General features: G+C 71.7%; 20 protein-coding genes and 1 riboswitch. Of the genes, 3 read left to right on the top strand and 17 right to left on the bottom strand.

The annotated features are described in order from the left end of the window. Nucleotides 1-111 precede the first annotated feature (111 nt). The 10 genes from ABD371_RS33435 to ABD371_RS33390 all read right to left on the bottom strand — a co-directional run bounded on the left by ABD371_RS33435 (nt 112) and on the right by ABD371_RS33390 (nt 8430). Entirely contained in the window at nt 112-624 is a 513-nt protein-coding gene (locus tag ABD371_RS33435) for a DinB family protein (protein WP_344485662.1), read from the bottom strand. Between the two features lie 75 nt (nt 625-699). After that, entirely contained in the window at nt 700-1161 is a 462-nt protein-coding gene (locus ABD371_RS33430; RefSeq protein WP_344485659.1) for a PH domain-containing protein, read from the bottom strand. Between the two features lie 14 nt (nt 1162-1175). After that, nucleotides 1176-2024 carry an ATP phosphoribosyltransferase gene (hisG, locus tag ABD371_RS33425; protein ID WP_344485656.1) on the bottom strand — a complete coding sequence of 283 codons (849 nt, stop codon included), beginning with the start codon at nt 2022-2024 and terminating at the stop codon, nt 1176-1178. Between the two features lie 59 nt (nt 2025-2083). Further along, the gene (locus ABD371_RS33420) at nt 2084-2356 is read right to left on the bottom strand and encodes a phosphoribosyl-ATP diphosphatase (RefSeq protein WP_190126504.1); all 273 of its coding nucleotides are present in this window, start codon (nt 2354-2356) and stop codon (nt 2084-2086) included. A 34-nt stretch (nt 2357-2390) separates the two neighbouring features. After that, entirely contained in the window at nt 2391-2876 is a 486-nt protein-coding gene (gene ribH / locus ABD371_RS33415) for a 6,7-dimethyl-8-ribityllumazine synthase (protein ID WP_344485652.1), read from the bottom strand. Between the two features lie 99 nt (nt 2877-2975). Continuing rightward, nucleotides 2976-4325, bottom strand: coding sequence for a bifunctional 3,4-dihydroxy-2-butanone-4-phosphate synthase/GTP cyclohydrolase II (locus tag ABD371_RS33410; protein WP_344485650.1), 1350 nt, complete (start codon nt 4323-4325; stop codon nt 2976-2978). After that, nucleotides 4322-4966: a nicotinamide mononucleotide transporter family protein gene (locus ABD371_RS33405; RefSeq protein ID WP_344485648.1), complete on the bottom strand. Its 645-nt coding sequence runs from the start codon at nt 4964-4966 to the stop codon at nt 4322-4324. Before ABD371_RS33405 ends, ABD371_RS33410 begins: the two co-directional genes overlap by 4 nt. Beyond that, nucleotides 4963-5571, bottom strand: a complete 609-nt coding sequence (locus ABD371_RS33400; RefSeq protein ID WP_344485645.1) for a riboflavin synthase — start codon at nt 5569-5571, stop codon at nt 4963-4965. Before ABD371_RS33400 ends, ABD371_RS33405 begins: the two co-directional genes overlap by 4 nt. Then, a complete protein-coding gene (ribD, locus tag ABD371_RS33395) occupies nt 5572-6711 on the bottom strand; it encodes a bifunctional diaminohydroxyphosphoribosylaminopyrimidine deaminase/5-amino-6-(5-phosphoribosylamino)uracil reductase RibD (RefSeq protein WP_344485642.1) in 1140 nt (379 codons plus the stop codon). It abuts the gene before it with no gap. Nucleotides 6712-6870: 159 nt separating this feature from the next. Then, nucleotides 6871-7001: riboswitch (FMN riboswitch) on the bottom strand. 259 nt (nt 7002-7260) lie between these two features. Then, nucleotides 7261-8430, bottom strand: a complete 1170-nt coding sequence (locus tag ABD371_RS33390; protein WP_344485639.1) for an ROK family transcriptional regulator — start codon at nt 8428-8430, stop codon at nt 7261-7263. Between the two features lie 101 nt (nt 8431-8531). Here ABD371_RS33390 and ABD371_RS33385 point away from each other — a divergent pair, with 101 nt between their 5' ends. The 3 genes from ABD371_RS33385 to ABD371_RS33375 all read left to right on the top strand — a co-directional run bounded on the left by ABD371_RS33385 (nt 8532) and on the right by ABD371_RS33375 (nt 12316). Next, nucleotides 8532-9764: an MFS transporter gene (locus ABD371_RS33385; RefSeq protein ID WP_344485636.1), complete on the top strand. Its 1233-nt coding sequence runs from the start codon at nt 8532-8534 to the stop codon at nt 9762-9764. 355 nt (nt 9765-10119) lie between these two features. Next, on the top strand, nt 10120-11532 hold the full coding sequence (locus tag ABD371_RS33380) for a uracil-xanthine permease family protein (protein ID WP_344485633.1): 1413 nt from the start codon (nt 10120-10122) through the stop codon (nt 11530-11532). Nucleotides 11533-11605: 73 nt separating this feature from the next. Next, on the top strand, nt 11606-12316 hold the full coding sequence (locus tag ABD371_RS33375; protein ID WP_344485630.1) for a DUF5995 family protein: 711 nt from the start codon (nt 11606-11608) through the stop codon (nt 12314-12316). A 31-nt stretch (nt 12317-12347) separates the two neighbouring features. Here ABD371_RS33375 and ABD371_RS33370 read toward each other — a convergent pair whose 3' ends face one another. From ABD371_RS33370 to ABD371_RS33340, 7 genes are all read right to left on the bottom strand, one after another. After that, a complete protein-coding gene (locus ABD371_RS33370) occupies nt 12348-14039 on the bottom strand; it encodes a flavin monoamine oxidase family protein (protein WP_344485627.1) in 1692 nt (563 codons plus the stop codon). A gap of 90 nt (nt 14040-14129) precedes the next feature. Continuing rightward, nucleotides 14130-14927, bottom strand: coding sequence for a carbon-nitrogen hydrolase family protein (locus ABD371_RS33365; protein ID WP_344485624.1), 798 nt, complete (start codon nt 14925-14927; stop codon nt 14130-14132). 223 nt (nt 14928-15150) lie between these two features. Further along, nucleotides 15151-15606, bottom strand: coding sequence for an Lrp/AsnC family transcriptional regulator (locus ABD371_RS33360; RefSeq protein ID WP_190126514.1), 456 nt, complete (start codon nt 15604-15606; stop codon nt 15151-15153). 165 nt (nt 15607-15771) lie between these two features. Then, nucleotides 15772-16644, bottom strand: coding sequence for an RNA polymerase sigma factor SigF (locus tag ABD371_RS33355; protein ID WP_190126515.1), 873 nt, complete (start codon nt 16642-16644; stop codon nt 15772-15774). Between the two features lie 159 nt (nt 16645-16803). Further along, nucleotides 16804-18246: a GuaB1 family IMP dehydrogenase-related protein gene (locus ABD371_RS33350; RefSeq protein WP_190126516.1), complete on the bottom strand. Its 1443-nt coding sequence runs from the start codon at nt 18244-18246 to the stop codon at nt 16804-16806. Between the two features lie 130 nt (nt 18247-18376). After that, on the bottom strand, nt 18377-19018 hold the full coding sequence (locus tag ABD371_RS33345) for a helix-turn-helix transcriptional regulator (RefSeq protein WP_344485617.1): 642 nt from the start codon (nt 19016-19018) through the stop codon (nt 18377-18379). 349 nt (nt 19019-19367) lie between these two features. Beyond that, on the bottom strand, nt 19368-20399 hold the full coding sequence (locus ABD371_RS33340; protein WP_344485613.1) for a sugar-binding transcriptional regulator: 1032 nt from the start codon (nt 20397-20399) through the stop codon (nt 19368-19370). Between the last annotated feature and the right edge of the window lie 51 nt (nt 20400-20450).

Here is a 20450-nt window from a genome sequence, read left to right as displayed (position 1 = left end):
TGAGGACGCAGCGACGGATCATGCCGCGCATCACCCTGGCACGACGCGCCGCCCGGCACGGAACCCGGCGGCTCGTCACTCACCACAGGGCGGGCGCGACCTGATCTGGCGTCATACGCCGGTGGTGCCGTCGATGCGCTCCCGGAGCAGGTCGGCGTGGCCGTTGTGGCGGGCGTACTCCTCGATCATGTGGACGTGGATCCAGCGGAGGTTGACGTCCTGCTCCATGAAGCGGCCTGTGTCGGTCAGGGCACGGTCGGCGCAGAGCTCGCGGGCGCGGGCGATCTCCGCCTGCCAGGTGGCGAGGGCGTCGTGCAGTGAGGCGCCCTCGGCCAGTTTGAAGCCGCCGTCGGGGGCAGACGGGTCGGCCTGCGGGTCGTAGATGGGCGGGGCCTGTTCTCCGGCGAACACTCGGCGGAACCAGTTCCGCTCCACCTCTGCCATGTGCTGGACGAGGCCGGTCAAGGTGAAGCCGGACGGTGGCACGGACGCGACGGCGGCCTGCCCGTCGTCCAGGCCCTCGCACTTCATGGCGAGGGTGGCGCGGTGAAAGTCGAGCCAGCTTTCGAGCACGGTGCGCTCGTCGGCGTTCAGGGGCGGCAAAGGGCGTTCGACGGCATTCATCGGTCGATTATCGCCAGCGGCCGAAGCCGTCGGCGGGCAGGGCCTCCGACAGGGCGGACGTTGTCTGATGCGGCACTAGGAAGCGGACGGCCGGCCCGCGCGCTCGTCGACGAGCGCGCGCAGGGCGCGGGCGTCGGTGATGGCCTGCTCCCTGGCTACCCCGGGCTGGATACCGAGGACCGGCAGGCTGGTGCCGTCGCTCAGATCGAGGAAGACCCAGGGGTCACCCGGGCGGAGGTTGACCCGGACGATCTCCGCCCACTCCAGCCGGCGCACCCCGGTGATGTTGGTGACCGTGACACCCTGGTCGTCGGCGACCACCTTGGGCCTGCTGAGCAGGATGAGGACCCCGAGGAAGAGCAGACCGGTGAAGACGAAGCTGATCCGCTCCCCCGTGTTCAGCCGTTCCAGCGTGAGACCGACGAAGGCGACGACGGCGAACATCGCCACGCCCATGGTCAGCAGGAGGACTCGGGTACGGGTGGGGCGGAAGGTCACCGGGAGGGTGTCGTTACGGGTGGCGGGGCTGCTGGACATGGTGTCGGTGATCCTCAGAGCCGGCAGGCGTGGATGGCGGTGGTGAGGATGGCCCGCGCGCCCAGCTCGTACAGATCGTCCATGATCCGCTGCGCCTCCTTGGCGGCGACCATGGAGCGGACGGCGACCCATCCCTCGTGGTGCAGGGGGGAGATCGTCGGCGATTCGAGACCCGGGGTGAGGGCGACGGCCTGTTCGAGGTGCTCGACGCGGCAGTCGTAGTCCATCATCACGTAGGAGCGGGCGACCAGGACGCCCTGGAGGCGGCGGAGGAACTGCCGCACCTTGGGGTCCTCGGTGTCGGCCCCGGTGCGGCGGATGACCACGGCCTCGGAGGTCATGATCGGCTCGCCGATGACTTCGAGGCCCGCGTTGCGCAGCGAGGTCCCGGTCTCGACCACATCGGCGATGATCTGGGCGACGCCCAGTTCGATCGCGGTCTCGACCGCGCCGTCGAGGTGGACCACGGAGGCGTCGATGGCGTTGTCGGCGAGGTGCTTGGCGACGATGCCCTCGTAGGAGGTGGCGACGGTCATGCCGCCGAAGTCCTCGACGCCCTTGGCCGTGCCCGGCCTGGTGGCGTAGCGGAAGGTGGAGCGGGCGAAGCCGAGCTGGAGGATCTCCTCGGCCCCCGCTCCGGAGTCGAGCAGCAGATCGCGGCCGGTGATGCCGATGTCCAGACGGCCGGTGCTGACGTAGATCGCGATGTCGCGGGGGCGGAGGTAGAAGAACTCGACCTCGTTCTCCGGGTCGACCAGGACCAGCTCCTTGGACTCCTTGCGCTGCTGGTAGCCGGCCTCATGGAGCATCGCCGACGCAGGTCCGGACAGTGAACCCTTGTTGGGAATGGCGATGCGCAGCATGAGGTCGGCTTCCTTACGTAGGCAGGCAGGCGGGTGGAGGGGAGCGGGCCGGTGGTGGATCAGAGGTGGGCGTAGACGTCGTCCAGGGAGATCCCGCGCGCCACCATCATCACCTGGACGTGGTAGAGCAGCTGCGAGATCTCCTCGGCGGCGGCTTCCTTGCCCTCGTACTCGGCGGCCATCCAGACTTCGGCGGCCTCCTCGACGACCTTCTTGCCGATGGCATGGACGCCCTTCTCCACCAGCTCGGCGGTGCGGGACGTGGCCGGGTCGCCGTTCTCCGCCTTGAGCCGCAGCTCGGCGAAGAGTTCTTCGAAGGTTTTGTTCGCCATGATGGTCTCAGGGTACGGGGTACGGGCGGCCGGTTCAGCGCCAGGGTTCGCTGACCGAGCGCAGGGTGGCGGCGGTGGCCACGGCGGCGGTGACCGCTTCGTGGCCCTTGTCCTCGGTCGACCCTTCGATCCCCGCCCGGGCGAGCGCCTGCTCCTCCGTGTCGCAGGTGAGCACGCCGAAGCCGATGGGGACGCCGGTGTCCACCGAGACCTGGGTCAGGCCCTGGGTGACGCCCTGGCACACGTACTCGAAGTGCGGGGTGCCGCCCCGGATGACGACGCCGAGCGCGACGATCGCGTCGTAGCCCCGGCCCGCGAGCACCTTGGCGACCACGGGGAGTTCGAAGCTGCCGGGGACCCTCAGCAGGGTCGGTTCGTCGATGCCCAGCTCGCCCAGGGCGCGCAGGGCCCCGTCGACGAGCCCGTCCATGATCCTCTCGTGCCAGAGGGCCGCGATGACGGCGACACGGAGGTCGCCGACGTTGCGTACGGACAGTTCGGGTGCGCCCTTGCCACTCACGCTTCTCCTCAGAGTTCTCGTGGTTCTCGTGGTTCTCGTGGTTCTCGTGTGCGTTCGGTGGTGATGCTCGTGATGCCGGTGGTTCCCGGTGGCTGTCTTCTACTGATTTCCGCAGGCGGACGCGGTGGACGCGTCGAGACCGGGCAGATCGTGGCCCATCCGGTCGCGCTTGGTGCGCAGATAGCGGAGATTGTGCTCGCCCGCCTGAACGGGCATCGACTCCCGGCCGTGGACGGTGAGGCCGTACCGCACCAGCGCGGTGATCTTGTCGGGGTTGTTGGTCATCAGCCGTACGCTCCGCACGCCGAGGTCGGCGAGGATCTGCGCGCCGGCCGCGTAGTCGCGGGCGTCGGCGGGCAGTCCGAGTTCGAGGTTGGCGTCGAGGGTGTCGCGGCCTCGCTCCTGGAGTTCGTACGCGCGGAGCTTGGGCAGCAGCCCGATGCCCCGGCCCTCGTGGCCGCGGAGATAGACCACGACGCCCCGGCCGGCCTCGGTGATCCGGTCCATGGAGGCGTGCAGCTGGGGGCCGCAGTCGCAGCGCAGCGAGTGGAAGATGTCGCCGGTCAGGCACTCGGAGTGGACGCGGACGAGGAGGTTCTCGCCGTCGCCGATGTCGCCGTGGACGAGGGCGACGTGCTCCACGCCGTCGATGGTGGAGCGGTAGCCGTAGGCGGTGAAGCGGCCGAAGGAGGTCGGCAGGTCGACGGCGGCCTCGCGCTGGACGGTGGGCTCGGTGGCGAGCCGGTGGGCGACGAGGTCCTCGATGGAGATGATCGTCAGTCCGTGCTTGCGGGCGAAGGGGACCAGCTCGGGCAGGCGCAGCATGACGCCGTCCTCGCCGGCGATCTCCACGATGGCCCCGGCGGGGCGCAGTCCCGCGAGCCGGGCGAGGTCGACGGCGGCCTCGGTGTGGCCGTTGCGGACGAGGACGCCGCCCCGCTTGGCGCGGAGCGGGAAGACATGGCCGGGGCGTACGAAGTCGGCGGCCGAGGCGGTGCCGCCGGCCAGCAGTTGGAGGGTGGTGGCGCGGTCGGCGGCGGAGATGCCGGTGGTGACGCCGTGGGCGGCGGAGGCGTCGACGGAGACGGTGAAGGCCGTCTGCATGGACTCGGTGTTGCGCTCCACCATCTGGGGGAGTTCGAGCCGGTTCAGCTCGTCGCTCTCCATGGGGGCGCAGATCAGCCCGCGGCACTCGCTCATCATGAAGGCGACGACCTCGGGGGTGGCCTTCTCGGCGGCGATGACGAGATCGCCCTCGTTCTCGCGGCTCTCGTCGTCCACGACCACGACGGGACGGCCCTCGGCGATGTCACGGATGGCCTGCTCGACCGGGTCGAGGGCGAAGTCCTCGCGGTTGTCGGTCGAGTACCAGGTGGGGGCCGCCCCCTCGGCCGGGCGCGGCGGGAGGGGGGTGGCGGGTGCCGCCGATTCCAGGGGGAGGGAGGTCATGCCGGGGCTCCTTTCAGAACCGGGGTGCGGGAGCGCAGCCACCAGTCGCGCATGCCCCACAGGACGAGCGCGAAGTAGATGACGTAGACCAGTCCGGAGAAGGCGAGGCCGCTGCTGAAAGCGAGCGGTACGCCGACGATGTCGACCAGCAGCCAGGCGAACCAGAACTCGATCAGGCCGCGGGCCTGGGCGACCATGGCGACGAGAGTGCCGACGAAGATGTACGCGTCGGCCCAGGGGCTCCAGGACAGCGACGGGTAGAGGGTGAAGAGGCCGCCGACGGCGAGGGTGCCGAGGACCGCTCCGCCGATGAGCAGCCCGCGCTCCTTCCAGGTGGCGAAGCGGACGGCGATGGAGCCGTCCTGGGCCTGCCGGCTGCCCCGGGACCACTGCCGCCAGCCCCAGAGCGCGACGAGGATGACGAGGAACTGCTTGCCGACCCCGCCGCTCAGCTCGGCGGAGGCGTAGGCGGCGATCAGGACGACGCCGGAGAGCAGCTGGGCGGGCCAGGTCCAGATCGAGCGCCGCCAGCCGAGCGCCAGGGCGGCCAGACCGATCGTGTTGCCGATCATGTCGGACCATTTGATGTCCTGGCCGAAGGCGGTGAAGGCGACGGAGTTCAGGGTGGACAGGGCGCTCATGGCGCGATCCCCTCGATTCGGGATCCGAGCAGTCGTTCGACGTACTTGGCGATGATGTCGACCTCGAGGTTGACCGGGTCGCCCTTGCCCTTGAGGCCGAGGGTGGTCAGCGCGAGGGTGGTGGGGATGAGGCTCACGGTGAAGTGGTCGGAGCCCGCCTCCACGACGGTGAGACTGACCCCGTCGACGGTGATGGAGCCCTTCTCCACGACATGGCGGGAGAGGGCGGCCGGGAGGGCGATCTTGACGATCTCCCAGTTCTCCGAGGGGGTGCGGTCGAGGATGGAGCCGGTGGCGTCGACGTGCCCCTGGACGATGTGTCCGCCGAGCCGTCCGCCGACCGGTGTGGGTCGCTCCAGATTGACCCGGGAGCCGGGGGCGAGGGCGCCGAGGCTGGAGCGGCTCAGGGTCTCCGCCATCACATCGGCGGTGAACTCCCCGCCGCCGGTCTCGACCACGGTGAGGCAGACGCCGTTGACGGCGATGGAGTCGCCGTGTTTCGCGCCCTCGGTGACCACGGGGCCGCGCAGACGGAAGCGGGACGCGTCGCCGAGGTCCTCGACGGCGGTGACCTCACCCAGTTCTTCGACGATTCCGGTGAACACTCAGCGCTCCTTGGGTGCGATGACGGGGACGGGGCCCGTGGTGTCGGGGACGGCCGTGTCGGCGGTGTCGGGGACGGCCGTGATCCGGAGATCCGGGCCGATGCGTACGGTTTCCGTCGTTCTGAGCCGGAACGCTTCACCGATGGTGGAGATTCCGGCGTCGCCGAGGGCGGCTGGGCCCGCGCCGAGGAGTACGGGGGCGAGGTAGCCGACGACCTCGTCGACGGCTCCGGCGGCGACGAAGGCCCCCGCGAGGGTGGGGCCGCCCTCCAGGAGCACGGCGCGCACCCCCCGGGCGTACAACTCGTCCAGCAGGGCGTGGACGGAGAGGCCGCCGCCGTCGCCGGCCGGGAGGCGGACGGTGTCCACCCCGGGCAGCGAGCCGGTGTCGGCGCGCTCGCCCACGGCGATCAGGGTCGGCGCGGCGCCGTCCAGGACGCGGGCCGCGGGCCGGATCACGGCATGGGTGTCGAGGACCACGCGCAGCGGCTGGCGCGCGCCGTCGACGCCGCGCACGGCGAGCTGCGGATCGTCCGCGGTGAGGGTTCCGGAGCCGACCACGACCGCGTCGGCCTCGGCGCGCAGCCGGTGCACGTCGGCGCGGGCCTCGGGCGAGGTGATCCAGCGGCTGGTGCGGTCCCGGGCGGCGATCCGGCCGTCGAGGGTGGCGGCGTACTTCCACCGGACATGGGGGCGGCGCAGGCGTACGGAGGTGAGCCAGGCCGCGTTGCCCGCCGCCGCCTCGGCCGCGAGCAGGCCGGACTCGACCCGGACGCCGGCCGCCCGCAGGGTCTCGGCTCCCCCGGTGGCCTGCGGGGTGGGGTCGCCCACCGCGTAGACGACCCGGTCGACGCCGGCCTCGATGAGCGCCCGCGTACAGGGGCCGGTGCGGCCGGTGTGGTCGCAGGGTTCGAGAGTGACGTACGCGGTGCCGCCCCGGGCGCTCGCGCCCGCCGCGGCGAGGGCGTGCACCTCGGCGTGGGGTCCGCCCGCGCGCTGGTGGTGGCCGATGCCGGTGATCTCTCCGGAGGCGTCGGCGATGACGCATCCCACGACCGGGTTGGGGCTGGTGAAGCCGAGGCCGCGGGCGGCGAGCGCGATGGCTCGGCGCATGGCGGCGGTGTCGGCTGCGGTGGCCACCGGGTCCTCCTGCCTCTTCGGGCACGGACTCCGGGGCCTGTCGATGACGACAGAGAGCGGGACGCCTGACACGCAACAGCGCCGGGCCGCCGGACACACCGATCGCCGCGAGGGCGATCAGCCGCCGATGACGGCCGGCGTGCCGTGAAGGGCCGCCCGCCGCGCACTGCCTCCCATCCGGACTTTAACCGTCGGTCCAGGAATTTCACCTGGTCAACCGGCCGCTGGATGCGGACGGGTCGCGGACTGTAACCGCCGGTTCGGAATTTCACCGACCCCGGAGTGCGCTGCTGCTGATACAGGGCCAGTCTGCCACGGGAGGGTGTGGACCATGCGGGTGAAGCGTGTGGTCTGACTCACAGGCATCGGCCAACGAGCTTGCCCACTGGCTTGATTTCCCCCTATTGACCCCTCTGGTCTAGTCCTTTTACGCTCTGCGGACCTCCGCACGCGCGCGGGGTGACGGACGCCCGGCGGCGGAGTCCCGGCCCTTGCCGCCGCCGGGCGTCCCTCCGCGCCGGGCCGCGGCACAGATCACGGCTCCGGTACTCAGAGAGCCGGGCCGAAGACCTCCTCCTGCGCCGCGTCGCGGGCGGTGAGCAGCGCCCCGCGCAGCACCGCCGCGCCGCCCAGCTCCCCCGCCCTGACCCGGGTGGCCAGCGGGGTCAGCTCCGCCAGCGCGGATTCGACCCGGGCCGCCAGCTCCGCGCCGCCCGCCAGACCCACCTCCCCGCCGAGCACCACGCACCCCGGGTCGAGCACGGAGGCCACCGCCGCCGCCCCCAGGGCCAGCCGCCGGGCGAGCGCGTCCAGGAAGGCGTCCTCCCCCGCCGCGACCGCCTCGGCGACGATCGCCGCCGCGGCCGGGCCCGGCGCGTCGGGCGCCTTGACGCCGTACTCCTCGGCAAGGAGACAGATCGCCGCCGACCCCGCCAGGGAGTGGAAGCCCCCCTCGCAGCCGTGGGCGGAGGGCAGCCCGCCGGTGCCGGGCACCGGGAGGAAGCCGATCTCGCCGGCGCCGCCCGACGCGCCCCGGCGGAGCCGGCCGTCGAGGAAGAGCGCCGCGCCGACGCCGTGGCCGAGCCAGAGACAGACGAAGGTGTCGCGGTGGCGCGCCGCGCCCGCGCGCTGCTCCGCGACGGCGGCGAGATTGGTCTCGTTCTCCAGCACCACCCGCGCGGGGAGTCGTTTCTGCAGCTCGGCCACGAGGAGCCGGTGCCAGGCGGGCAGGCCCGTGGCGTCGCGCAGCTCTCCGGTGGCCGGGTCGATCAGGCCGGGCACCCCGATGCCGACGGTGTGCAGCCTGGTCGCGCCCGCCTCCCGCACGGTCCGCTCCAGCACCGCCACCGTCCGCTCGACGGCCGGGCCGGGGCCGGTGTCCCGGTCGATGGGGAGCGCGGCCTCGGCGAGGATCTCGCCGAGGAGGTCCGCGACGACGAGCGAGACGCCCTCGGTGCGGATGTCGAGGGCCGCGAGATGGGCCCGGTCCGCGACGATCCCGTACACCCGGGCGTTGGGGCCGCGCCGGCGCGCGCCCGTCTCGCCGACCACTCCGACGAGCCCGGAGGCCTGGAGGCGTTCCACCAGATCGGCGACGGTGGGCCGGGAGAGTCCGGTCAGGGTCTTCAGCTGTCCGGCCGTCAACGGACCCTCGCTCTGGAGCAGTTCGAGCGCGAGCCGATCGTTGATGGCCCGTGCGGTGCTCGGGGATGCGGGCATGCGGGAATCCTTTCAGATCGGCTCCCCCGCATTGACCATTATCTATCAGGCAGGGTTCCTGATAGTTTACTGCCAACCAACGGACAGGGAGGGACGCCGGCATGGCGTACGCAGTGGTTTCTGGGCAACAACGATGGAAACGGGCGCGGTTCGCCGTGGCCATGGTCTTCTGTGTGCACGGCGCGGTGACGGGCAGCTTCGCCACCCGCATCCCCTGGATCCAGGATCACGCCGGGGTCAGCGCCGGACAGCTCGGGCTCGCGCTCGCCTTTCCCGCGATCGGCGCTTCGCTGACGATGCCGCTGGCCGGCACGGTCAGCCACCGCTTCGGCGCACGGAACGCCCTGCGCGGACTGCTCGCCCTGTGGACCCTGGCGCTGACACTGCCCGCCCTCGCGCCGAATCTCGTGGCGCTCTGCGGCGCGCTCTTCCTGTACGGGGCCGCCGCCGGGCTCTCCGACGTGGCGATGAACGCGCTCGGGGTGGAGACCGAGAACCGGATCGGCCGCTCGATCATGTCCAGCCTGCACGGCATGTGGAGCGTGGGCGCGCTGATCGGCTCGGCGGGCGGCACCCTCGCCGCGCACCTGGGCACCGACGCCCGGCTGCACCACGCGATGGCGGCGGCGGTCCTCACCGCGCTCGGGCTGATCGCCTGCCAGGGCGTGCTGGATCTGCGCAGCACCCCCGACGAGGAGGCTCCGCCGAGGTTCGCGCTGCCGCCCAGGTCCGCGGTGGTCATCGGAGCGATCGGTTTCTGCGCGGTGTTCGCGGAGGGCGCGAGCCTGGACTGGTCGGCGGTCTACCTCCGCGACGAGCTGGGCGCGTCCGCCGGTCTGGCCGCCGCCTCCACCACGGCCTTCGCCCTCACGATGGCGGTGGCGCGGCTGGTCGGCGACCGGGTGGTGGACCGCTTCGGCCCGGTGCGCACGGTCAGGTCGGGCGGAGTGCTGGCGACCGCCGGCGGACTGCTGGTGGTGCTGGCCCCCCATCCGGCGCTGGCCGTCAGCGGCTTCGGCCTCATCGGCCTCGGGGTCGCCGTGGTCGTCCCGCTCGCCTTCGCCGCGGCCGCCCGGAGCGGGCCCCGCCCCGCCCAGGCCATCGCGGGCGTCGCGACGATCACCTACACCTCGGGCCTGATCGCCCCCTCCGCCATCGGCGCGGTCGCCGACGCGACCAGCCTCATCGTCTCCTTCGGCCTGGTGACGGCGCTCGCCTTCGGCATCATCCTCGGCGCGGGGGTGCTGCGCTCCGCGCGCGGCGAGCGGGCCCGGTCGGCCCCGACGGCCCCGACGGCCACCCAGGACCACGCCCTCACCAAGCCGAAGGCCTGACCCGGGGCCGGGCCTCCGGGCCTCCCCTCCGGGGTGAGCACCGGCGCGACGAAGGACGCGCCGAACATGGCCACGCCCCGGACGCGCTGCCGCCCCGGTCGAGGCGGGCCCGTACGGTCCGGGCGCAGGGCAGGACGAGAGGCAGGCCGTGTCCTGCCCGAGCACGGCGCGCACCCCGTACGGGCGAAGGCTTCCGACCGCCGCTCCCCCGCCGGAGGCGCACCCCCGGTGGGCGGGGTGACAATCCCGCGCCGCCCGCCCGAAGGGAAAAACCTGGCCGAAACTCGCACTACCATTGCGCCGATCGCATTGCGCCGATCGTCGAACACCCCCGAAGGACACAAAGGAGCGGCCCGTGAACCTCGGCGTGCGCTGGACCCTGCACGGCGACGGGCGGACACCCGCTCCGGGTGCCGTCGTACGCCCCGACGAACGGCTCTCCTGGCCACGGACGGCGGGCCTGGGCGCTCAGCATGTCGTGGCCATGTTCGGCGCGTCCTTCGTCGCACCGGTGCTGATGGGGCTGGACCCCAACCTCGCGATCATGATGTCCGGCGTCGCGACGATGATCTTCCTTCTCGCCACCCGGGGACGGGTGCCCAGCTATCTGGGCTGCTCGCTCTCCTTCGTGGGCGTGGCGGCGGCCATCCGGGCGGGCGGCGGCGACAGCGCGACCGTCACGGGCGCGGTCTTCGTGGTCGGTGCGGCGCTCTTCCTCGCGGGCCTGGCCGTGCAGCGCTTCGGCGCGCGGATCATCCACGCCGCGATGCCGCCGATCGTGACCGGCGCGGTCGTGATGCTCATCGGCTTCAATCTGGCCCCGGTCACCGCGAGCACCTACTGGCCGCAGGACCAGTGGACCGCGCTGCTGACGATGCTCTTCACCGGGCTCGCCGTGGTCTGTCTGCGCGGCTTCCTCTCCCGTATCGCGATCTTCCTCGGGCTGATCTTCGGCTATCTGCTCTCCTGGGTGCTGGACCGGGTCTTCGGCAAGATCAACTCCCCCGTGGGCGGCGGCGAGGCCGTCGACCACTGGCGGCTGGACTTCTCGGCGGTGGGCAGGGCCGACTGGATCGGGCTGCCCTCCTTCCACGGGCCCAGCTTCGAGTGGTCGGCGATCCTGATCGCGCTCCCCGTGGTCATCGCGCTGATCGCGGAGAACGCCGGGCACGTCAAGGCCGTCGGCGAGATGACCGGCGACTCCCTCGACGACAAGCTCGGCACCGCGATCGCCGCCGACGGCGCTGCCTCGATGCTCTCCACGGCGGTGGGCGGCCCGCCGAACACCACGTACTCCGAGAACATCGGCGTGATGGCCGCCACCCGGGTCTACTCGACCGCCGCCTACTGGGCCGCCGCCGGATTCGCCCTGCTCTTCGGCCTCTGCCCGAAGTTCGGCGCGGTGGTCGCCGCGATCCCCGGCGGGGTGCTCGGCGGAATCACCGTGATCCTCTACGGCATGATCGGGCTGCTGGGCGCGCAGATCTGGATCAACGCCAAGGTCGATCTGAGCAATCCGCTGAATCTGGTGCCGGCCGCGGCGGGCATCATCATCGGCGTCGGCGGGGTGAGCCTGAAGGTCACCGACGACTTCGAGATCGGCGGGATCGCGCTCGGCACGATCGTGGTCATCACGGGCTACCACGTGCTGCGGGCCTTCGCCCCGGCGCATCTGAAGGAGCAGAAGCCGCTGCTGGACGCCGGGACCTCGGCGTACGACTCCGGGAACGGCCCCGCCGACGGTCCCGAGGGCGGCACGGAGCGGTAGCCGCCTACCCCGTTCCGGGGAAGTCCGGGCCCGCTCGCCCCGTGAGCGGCCCGGCTGCTGGGACGCTGCCCCCATGACGTACAGCGAAGTGATCGCGACGGACCCGGCGAACCCGGCGGATGTGGCCGATGTGGCCGATGTGGTGGCGCGGCTGCGGGCGCTCGGCTCCCGCTGGCCCGCCGCCGACGGGGTGGCGGTCTTCAACCGGGTCTATCTGGCGGTGACCGAGGAGATCGGCCGGCGCATCGGGGCGGGCGAGTTCCCCGACCGCCGGGCGGCGGCCACGCTGGACGTGCTCTTCGCCGGGCGCTATCTCGCGGCGGTGACGGCGGCGGAGACGGGGGCCGGGGCCCCCGCCTGCTGGCGGCCGCTCTTCCAGTACCGGCACCATCCCGGTGTACGCCCGGTGCAGTTCGCCCTCGCCGGGGTGAACGCGCACATCGGGCACGATCTGGCGCTCGCGGTGGTCGACTCCTGCCGGGCGCTGGGGTGCGAGCCGGCCGAGCTGGAGACCGAGTTCGACCGGGTCGGCGAGATCCTCCGGCTGATGGAGGAGTCCGTGCGCGAGGATCTGATGCCCGGCCCCGACGCGCTGGAGCTGGCCGATCCGCTCACCCATCTGGTCGGCGCGTGGAGCCTGGACCGGGCCCGTGAGGGGGCCTGGTCGGCGGCCCGGCTGCTGTGGCGGATCAGGGAGCTGCCCTCCCTCGCCGAGGAGTTCACCGAACGGCTGGACTCGGGGGCGGGGCTGGTCGGCCGCTGTCTGCTCACCCCCTGGTCCTGAGCCGCGCCACGACGCGGAAGGCAGCGGTCCGTCAGTCCTCCGGCAGCTCGACCGGCGCGATCTCCTCGTACAGATCACCGGGACCGGGGTTGCCCGGGTCGCTCGCGCCGCCGAAGTGGGTCATCACTCCCCAGACCGCGTTCAGCGCGGTCTGCACGGCTCCCTCGGCCCAGCCCGCCGTCCAGGAGATGTCGTCACCGGCCAGGAAGATGCCCCGCTTGTCCTCGGGCAGCCGGTCCTGCATGAAGTGGGTGAACAGCCGCCGCTGGTAGCGGTAGTGACCGGGCAGATTCGCCTTGAACGCGCCCATGAAGTACGGCTCGTTCTCCCAGGAGACGGTCACCGGGTCGCCGATGATGTGCCGGCGGATGTCGACCTTCGGATAGATCTCGCCGAGCGACTTCAGCATGACCTCCATCCGCTCGTGCGCCGAGAGCGGCAGCCACTTGAGGCTGTCGTCGCACCAGGTGTACGAGAGGCAGATGACGGCCGGCGCGTCCGGGCCGTTGTCCAGCAGATAGGTGCCCCGGGTCATCCGGTCGGTCAGCGTCATCGACATGGCGTCCCGCCCGGTCTCCTCGTCCTTGTCCAGCCAGAACGGCCGGTCGACGGGGACGAAGAGCTTGGAGGACTCCATGTAGTGGGTGCGCTCGATCGCCGTCCAGTGGTCGATCGGGAAGAGCGAGTCGTCGCAGGCGATCTTGGACAGCAGCATCCAGGACTGTGCGGTGAACACGGCCGCACGGTAGGTGCGGATGGATCCCGAGGAGTCCGTGACGGTGATCCGGTTGCCGGCCGTGCGGTTCAGCCGGGTGACGGCGGGCCGGGGCTCGCCGCCGTGCAGCGAGGCGAGCGAGGTGCCGAGCGGCCAGTGGACGATCTTCGCGGGCTCGCGCTCCCACAGCCGCAGCGGAAGCTGCTGGCTGCCCTCCACGATGCCCCGGTGGTGGTCGTCCGCCTCGGAGTAGACCACCCGGAGGATCTCCAGGATCGAGTTGGGGAAGTCGGTGTCCCAGCCGCCGGTGCCGAAGCCGACCTGGCCGAAGATCTCGCGGTGGCGGAAGGACTTGAACGCCTCCGACTCGCAGAGGAAGCCGTAGAAGGTCTGGTTGTCCAGCTTCTCCACCAGCCGCGCCCAGATCTCCCGGATCCTCGGCACATCGCGCTCGCGCATGGCGCGGTTCATGTCCGAGAAGTCCGCGCCCTCGTCCAGACAGGCGTTCCAGGCGTCCATCACATCGCGGTAGACCTGCGGCAGATCGTCGATGGTCTCGGCGTAGTGCGTCTCGCCCTTGAGGTCGACCACGGTCGAGGGGGTGCCCGGGGCCAGCGGGTTGGGGAAGGGGGTGGTGGTCAGCCCCACCAGGTCGATGTAGTGCTGGAGCGCGGTGGAGGACGGCGGGAACCGCATCGCGCCCATCTCGGCGCTCAGCGAGGGGTCGCACCCCTCGAAACCGACCGTGCGCAGCCGGCCGCCGATCCGGTCCGCCTCGTAGACGACCGGCTTGAGCCCCATCTTCATCAGCTCATAGGCCGCGATCAGCCCGGAGAGCCCGCCGCCGATCACCGCGACCTCGGCCCCGTGCTCGGTCGCGGGGATCTGGCCGAGCCCGGCGGGGTGCGCGAGGAAGTCGTCGTACGCGTACGGGAAGTCCGGACCGAACATGGTGATCGGCGGCTGCGCGTCGGTGTGCTGGACGGCGGTGGGCACCGTGGACGTCATGGGGTACGGACTCCTTGCGCGGGAAAAGCGGAAAAGCTTCAGAGCGGGTGGGACGGGGCGGCGAGAGGGGCGGGGCGGTACGCGGGCGGGTCAGCCCAGCGAGGAGTAGAGGCCGGGCCTGCGGTCGCCCAGATAGGGGTTGGCCTCCCGGGAGTCCCGGAGGAAGTCCGGGTCCACCTCGCCGACGACCAGTTCCTCGCCGCGTCCGGCGCGGGTGCGGGCCAGCCCGTCGGGGCCCGCGAGACAGCTCAGCCCGACGAACTCGAACTCGCCCTCGGGGCCCGTCCGGTTGACGTACGCGATGTAGAGCTGGCTCTCGAAGGCACGCACCGGGATCATCGATTCGGCGACGAACTGGAAGGGGTGCATCTGCGCGGTGGGCACGGCCAGCAGATCGGTGCCCGCGAGGGCGTGCGCCCGGACGTTCTCGGGGAACTCCACGTCGTAGCAGATCAGCATCCCGATCCGGACGCCGTCCAGCTCCGCCTGGACCACCGGCTCCTCGCCGGGGGTGAACCAGCGCTGCTCGAAGGGGCCGAAGAGATGGGTCTTGCGGTAGCCCGCGAGCCGGTCGCCCCCGGGGCCGATCAGCTGGACGGAGTTGAAGATCCGCTCCCCCGAGCGCTCGGGGTATCCGTAGGCGATGCCGAGACCGTGGCGTACGGCGATCTCGGCCACCGCCCCGGCGGCGGGCCCGTCGGCGGCCTCGGCCAGCACCGGCACCCGGTCGCCGATCGCGTACCCGGTCAGAAACAGCTCGGAGGTGATCAGCAGGCGCGCGCCGGCCTTCGCGGCACGGGCGGCGGCGGTGTCGAGCGCCGTCAGATTCTCGGCGACCGAGCCCGGTCGACCGGAGCTCTGGAGCAGGGCTGTGCGCAACGGCGGCATGGCTGACCTCGGGCGATGTACGGACGGAAGCACCGGATGTCCGGGGCGTCGCCCGGGGGTTTAAGGACCTCCAGAACCGTACGATCCGGGCTCGGGTGCGGGCAAGGCGCGAGCGTTGCGCTCCGACGGCCGATTCATTGCGCGATTCGGGCCGGGTGCGGCGATTCGTTGCGCGGCGCGTTTCGCTGAGCGGTACGGAGGGGCCCGGCGGGGCCGGACGGGGTCAGGCGGGTGAGCCCGAGGAGTAGCGGCGCAGCAGCGGGGAGAGGACCAGCACGGATTTGGTGCGCTCGACGAAGGGCTCGCCGGCGATCCGCTCCAGCACGCGCTCGAAGTGGCGCATGTCGGAGGCGAAGACCTGGACGATGGCGTCGGCCTCCCCGGTGACGGTGGAGGCCGAGGCGATCTCCGGGTAGCGCTTCAGGCCGCGCTCGATGGCCTCGGGGGAGGTGTTGCTGCGGCAGTACAGCTCGATGTACCCCTCGGTCTCCCAGCCCAGCGCGGCCGGGTCGACCCGCACGGTGAAGCCGGTGATGGCCCCCACCTCGCGCAGCCGGTCCACCCGGCGTTTCACCGCCGGGGCCGAGAGCCCCACCAGCGCGCCGATGTCGGCGTAGGAGCGGCGGGCGTCCTCCGCGAGGGCGTGGACGATGCGTTCGTCGAGGTCATTGAGGAGCACTGCGGGTGGATCACTTCTCTGCCGGGCCGGTGGGGCGGGGACAGCACGAGGCCGTCACCGCAGTAGACCATGGCGGCGGGGGCGATCCGGAACGGTGGGCGGCCACCGGGGCGATCTTCTTCGCCCCGGTGGCCGCCCACCGTCCGTTCATCCGGCTCGCCCGGCTCACTCGGCGACGAGGAGTCCTTCGCGGAGCCGGGTGGTGATCCGGGTCAGCAGCCGGGAGACATGCATCTGGGAGACGCCCAGCTCGGCGCCGATCTGCGACTGGGTCAGCTCCTCGCCGAAGCGCATCCGGAGGATCCTGCGGTCGCGGTCGTCCAGCTCCTCGATCAGCGGCTTGAGCGCCTGGACGTTCTCGGCGATCTCCAGATCGGCGTCGGGCGCGCCGAGCCGGTCGGAGAGCGGGGTCGCGGTGTGGTCGGAGGAGTCCTCCATGGGCATGTCGATCGACCCGGCCGTGTAGCCGTTGCTGGCGACGACGCCCTCGATGACCTCCTGCTGGTCGATCCCGAGGTGTTCGGCCAGTTCGGCGGTGGTCGGGGAGCGGTCCAGCCGCTGGGAGAGGTCGTCCGTGGCCTTGGCGAGGTCGATCCGCAGCTCCTGGAGCCTGCGCGGGACATGGACGGCCCAGCTGGTGTCCCGGAAGAATCGTTTGATCTCGCCGACGATGTACGGGACGGCGAAGGTGGCGAACTCCACCTCGCGGCTCAGCTCGAAGCGGTCGATCGCCTTGATCAGGCCGATGGTGCCGACCTGGACGATGTCCTCCATCTGCTCGGCCCGATTGCGGAAGCGGCCCGCCGCGTACTTCACCAGCGCCAGATTCAGCTCGATGAGCGTGTTCCGGACGTACTGGTGGTCGCGGGTGCCCTCTTCCAGTTCCGCCAGCCGGACGAAGAAGATCCGTGAGATCTCCCGCGCGTCCTTGGGGGCGACTTCCCCAGGGTTCGGCACCTCCGGAAGATGCAGCTCGGCGCTCGGCCCCCGTGTTCCCGGCTGTGTGAGTTCGGTCGCGACCTGGCTCGCCGTGGACACTCAGTCCTCCCCTGCTCCGTGGTCAGTGCACAGCGCGCCTACCCCGGTTCACTCCTTCCATGCGCGGGAGATTTTCCAGGGGGGTGTCCGGGGGGCCGGAAACGGCGGATCCGGCCCCCGGGGACTCTTGGGGACCGGATCCGCCGGACAGGCGGCGGGTCAGCTCCAGCTGGCGTGCAGCGGCTTGCCCTCGGCGTAGCCGGCGGCGCTCTGGACACCGACGATCGCCCGCTCGGCGAACTCCTCCAGGGAGCCCGCGCCCGCGTAGGTGCAGGAGGAACGGACGCCCGCGATGATCGAGTCGATCAGGTCCTCCACGCCCGGGCGGTCGGGGTCGAGGAACATCCGGGAGGTGGAGATGCCCTCCTCGAAGAGCGCCTTGCGGGCCCGGTCGTACGCCGACTCCTCGCTGGTGCGGTTGCGGACGGCGCGCGCGGAGGCCATGCCGAAGGACTCCTTGTAGAGCCGTCCGTCGGCGGTCTGCTGGAGGTCGCCGGGCGATTCGTAGGTGCCGGCGAACCAGGAGCCGATCATGACGTTGGAGGCTCCGGCGGCCAGTGCCATGGCGACGTCGCGCGGGTGGCGGACCCCGCCGTCGGCCCAGACGTGCTTGCCGTACTTCTTCGCCTCGGCGGCGCACTCCAGCACGGCGGAGAACTGCGGCCGGCCGACGCCGGTCATCATGCGGGTGGTGCACATCGCGCCGGGGCCGACGCCGACCTTGATGATGTCCGCGCCCGCCTCGATGAGGTCGCGCACGCCCTCGGCGGCGACGATGTTGCCCGCGACGATCGGGACCTGGGGGTCGAGCGCGCGGACCGCCTTGATCGCGGAGATCATCGACTCCTGGTGGCCGTGGGCGGTGTCCACCACGAGGGTGTCCACACCCGCGTCGAGGAGCTGCTTGGCCTTGCCCGCGACATCGCCGTTGATACCTACGGCGGCGGCGATGCGCAGCTTGCCGGCGGCGTCGACGGCCGGGGTGTAGAGGGTCGCCCGCAGCGCGCCCCGGCGGGTGAGGATGCCGACGAGCCTGCCGTCGCCGTCGACGGCGGGGGCGTAGCGGCGGTTGGCGTGGTCGAGCTTGTGGAAGGCGTCGCGGGGGTCTATGTCCGCGTCGAGGAGCAGCAGATCCGTGGACATGACCTCGGTCAGCTGGGTGAAGCGGTCCACTCCGGCGAGGTCCGCGTCGGTGACGACGCCGACCGGGCGGTGGTCGCCGTCCACGACGACGCCCGCGTCGTGCGCCCGCTTGGGGAGCAGGGAGAGCGCGTCGGCGACGGTCTGGTGGGGGGCGAGCACGATGGGGGTGTCGAGGACCAGATGACGGGTCTTGACCCAGGAGACGACGTCGGTGACGACCTCGATCGGAATGTCCTGGGGGATGACGACGAGACCGCCCCGGCGGGCCAGTGTCTCGGCCATCCGGCGGCCCGCGATGGCGGTCATATTGGCGACGACCAGCGGGATGGTGGTGCCGGTGCCGTCGGGGGACGAGAGGTCGACGGCCTGGCGGGAGCCCACCGCCGAGCGGCGCGGGACCATGAACACGTCGTCATACGTGAGGTCGTACGGCGGCTTCAGATCATTGAGGAAACGCACGTGCTGAACATCCCAGTCGATCGGAGTTGGCCCCCGGGCAGATGGAACGGGGGAAAACGCACGTACTTCATTCTCCCACGAGGCGGGCCCCGGGTGTGCTGGGAGGAAGCTCCAGCGCGCGGGGGCGGCGTCAAGCCGATCCTCCAAAGGGGGGGACGGCCTCCTTCGAGGCGGCCTCGTACCGGTCGACGAGCCGCCCGACGACATGGCGGACGCGCCGGTCGGCCATGGCGCGCAGCAGCCGGAGATTGGCGACGGCCTGGACGACATGGGGGTCGTCGTCGGCGCGGACGAGGAAGTCCTTGGAGTGTCCGAAGCAGGCGGCGACGGCGCTGAGCGGGGCGGCGCTGAAGTAGCCGACGTCGACCTTGAAGTAGTCGGCGTATTTCTGGGCCAGGACGATCGAGGGGTTGTTCTTTCCCGCCCGGAGGTTCCCGACGTGCTGTTTGTTGCTCTTGAGCGCCTCGGCGACCTCGGTCTGGGTCACCTGCTTCCCCGTGCGGGGGGAGACCCGGGTGCGGAAGAGACACTCCAGGCGCTGGGCGAAGAGCCGCTCCCGCTGCTTCTCGCCGATCTGCGGATCCACGTCCTCGGGCGGGAGGGCGGCGGCGCGCAGTCCGTCCACGTACTCGGTGTCGACCCCGGCCCGGGCGGCGATCTCGGCGCTGCTCCAGGGGCGCTGGAGGGCGGCGGGCCGGATGACGTCGAAGAGCAGGTTCAGCCGTGCGGCCACTCGCCGGGGCAGTTCCGCCGCGCCGGACTCGTCCGTCATGCGCTGGGGACCTCCCTGGTCATACGTCCGCGGAGGACCTGACGGCAGAAGTATGTGCGGGGCGCACAGGCCGGTCAAGGAAAGTTGACGGACTGTCTGATACCAGTGATTGTACGGCGGTTCGGAGGCGATGGAACCATCGCGGACGCCCGGCGACGGCTCCCGGCGAGGCGTGCGCGGGACCGCGGCGCGCGGGGGGCTCCCGGGCGGCGTGGACCGGGGCGCGGACCGGGGCGTGGACCGTACGGGCCGGGGCACACGTCGGGCCCGTACGGTCGGTCGTACGGGCCCGGGCGAACGGTGGGACCGGTTCCGCCGGTCCGGCGCGGTCGGTCGCGGTCAGTCGCGCTCAGTCGTCGGGGTCCGCGCGCTCCAGCGCGGGCCTCGGACCGGCCGGCACCGACAGCAGATGGTCGGCGGCGGCGGTGTCCGTCACCAGGCTGGTGACCAGGCCGGACCGGAGTACGGCCGCGATCGCGTCCGCCTTGCGCTGACCGCCCGCGATCGCCACCACCTCGGGGATACGGCGCAGCCGGTCGGCCTCCACCGTGATGCAGCGCTCTCCCAGATCGCGGCCGACCCGGCGGCCGTCGCGGTCGAAGAGATGCGCCGACATCTCGGCGGCGACGCCGTACGAGGCGTACCGCGCGCGCTCGTCGTCGCTCAGCATGTCGTGGACCGTGGAGATGCCCGGCTCCCAGGAGCCGATGGAGACGGCCGCCACGGTCACCTTGTCGAAGTAGTCGAAGGCGCGGGCGATGCCGGTCTGATTGCGCAGCGCGGCGGCGGTCGCCGCGTCGGGCAGCAGCATCGGCGCGTAGATGGGGTGGGCGTCGCCGCCGGACACCTGGGCGGCGCGCCGGACGGCCTCCACCGAGCCGCGCTCGGCGGTTCCGGCGTCGTACACCCCCGTGAGCTGGACGACCGTGCACTGCGGCAGCCGGTCGAGCGCGGCGGCCATGTGAATGGTGGAGCGGCCCCAGGCCAGCCCCAGCACCGCGCCCTCGTCGACCAGCTCGCCGAGCAGATCGGCGGCCACCTCGCCCAGATTCTCCGGGTCGGGCGACTCCTCCGCCTCCGCCGGGGACTCCACGACCACGGCGTGCCGCAGCCCGAAGTGCGCGCGGAGCGCGTCCGAGCGCTCGGCGTCCAATTCCGCCGGAACACGGATCTCGATACGCACGAGATCACGCTCCAGCGCCGTCTCCAGAACCCGAGCGACCTTGAAGCGGCTGACGCCGAACTCCTCCGCGATCTGGATCTTGGATTTGCCCTCTAGATAGAAGCGGCGGGCCATGGCCGCCGCCTGCACCAGCTCCGCGGGTCCCATCCGCGCAGCTGACCGGCCCGTCGACACCGCGATCTCCTCACTGCAGTACATACTCCGGATCCGTCATCCTGTCAGATCCGATGGATGTTGATCAGCCCTGTC

It is taken from the genome of Streptomyces amakusaensis (assembly GCF_039532665.1).
Taxonomy (GTDB): Bacteria; Actinomycetota; Actinomycetes; order Streptomycetales; family Streptomycetaceae; genus Streptomyces; species Streptomyces amakusaensis.
This window is presented reverse-complemented; position numbering and strand designations above follow the sequence as displayed.

Coding starts and splice junctions, on each gene's coding strand:
- ABD371_RS33435 (WP_344485662.1), bottom strand. CDS start 624: ATGAATGCCGTCGAACGCCCTTTGCCGCCCCTGAACGCCGACGAGCGC.
- ABD371_RS33430 (WP_344485659.1), bottom strand. CDS start 1,161: ATGTCCAGCAGCCCCGCCACCCGTAACGACACCCTCCCGGTGACCTTC.
- hisG (WP_344485656.1), bottom strand. CDS start 2,024: ATGCTGCGCATCGCCATTCCCAACAAGGGTTCACTGTCCGGACCTGCG.
- ABD371_RS33420 (WP_190126504.1), bottom strand. CDS start 2,356: ATGGCGAACAAAACCTTCGAAGAACTCTTCGCCGAGCTGCGGCTCAAG.
- ABD371_RS33410 (WP_344485650.1), bottom strand. CDS start 4,325: ATGACCTCCCTCCCCCTGGAATCGGCGGCACCCGCCACCCCCCTCCCG.
- ABD371_RS33405 (WP_344485648.1), bottom strand. CDS start 4,966: ATGAGCGCCCTGTCCACCCTGAACTCCGTCGCCTTCACCGCCTTCGGC.
- ABD371_RS33390 (WP_344485639.1), bottom strand. CDS start 8,430: ATGCCCGCATCCCCGAGCACCGCACGGGCCATCAACGATCGGCTCGCG.
- ABD371_RS33385 (WP_344485636.1), top strand. CDS start 8,532: ATGGCGTACGCAGTGGTTTCTGGGCAACAACGATGGAAACGGGCGCGG.
- ABD371_RS33375 (WP_344485630.1), top strand. CDS start 11,606: ATGACGTACAGCGAAGTGATCGCGACGGACCCGGCGAACCCGGCGGAT.
- ABD371_RS33370 (WP_344485627.1), bottom strand. CDS start 14,039: ATGACGTCCACGGTGCCCACCGCCGTCCAGCACACCGACGCGCAGCCG.
- ABD371_RS33365 (WP_344485624.1), bottom strand. CDS start 14,927: ATGCCGCCGTTGCGCACAGCCCTGCTCCAGAGCTCCGGTCGACCGGGC.
- ABD371_RS33345 (WP_344485617.1), bottom strand. CDS start 19,018: ATGACGGACGAGTCCGGCGCGGCGGAACTGCCCCGGCGAGTGGCCGCA.
- ABD371_RS33340 (WP_344485613.1), bottom strand. CDS start 20,399: ATGTACTGCAGTGAGGAGATCGCGGTGTCGACGGGCCGGTCAGCTGCG.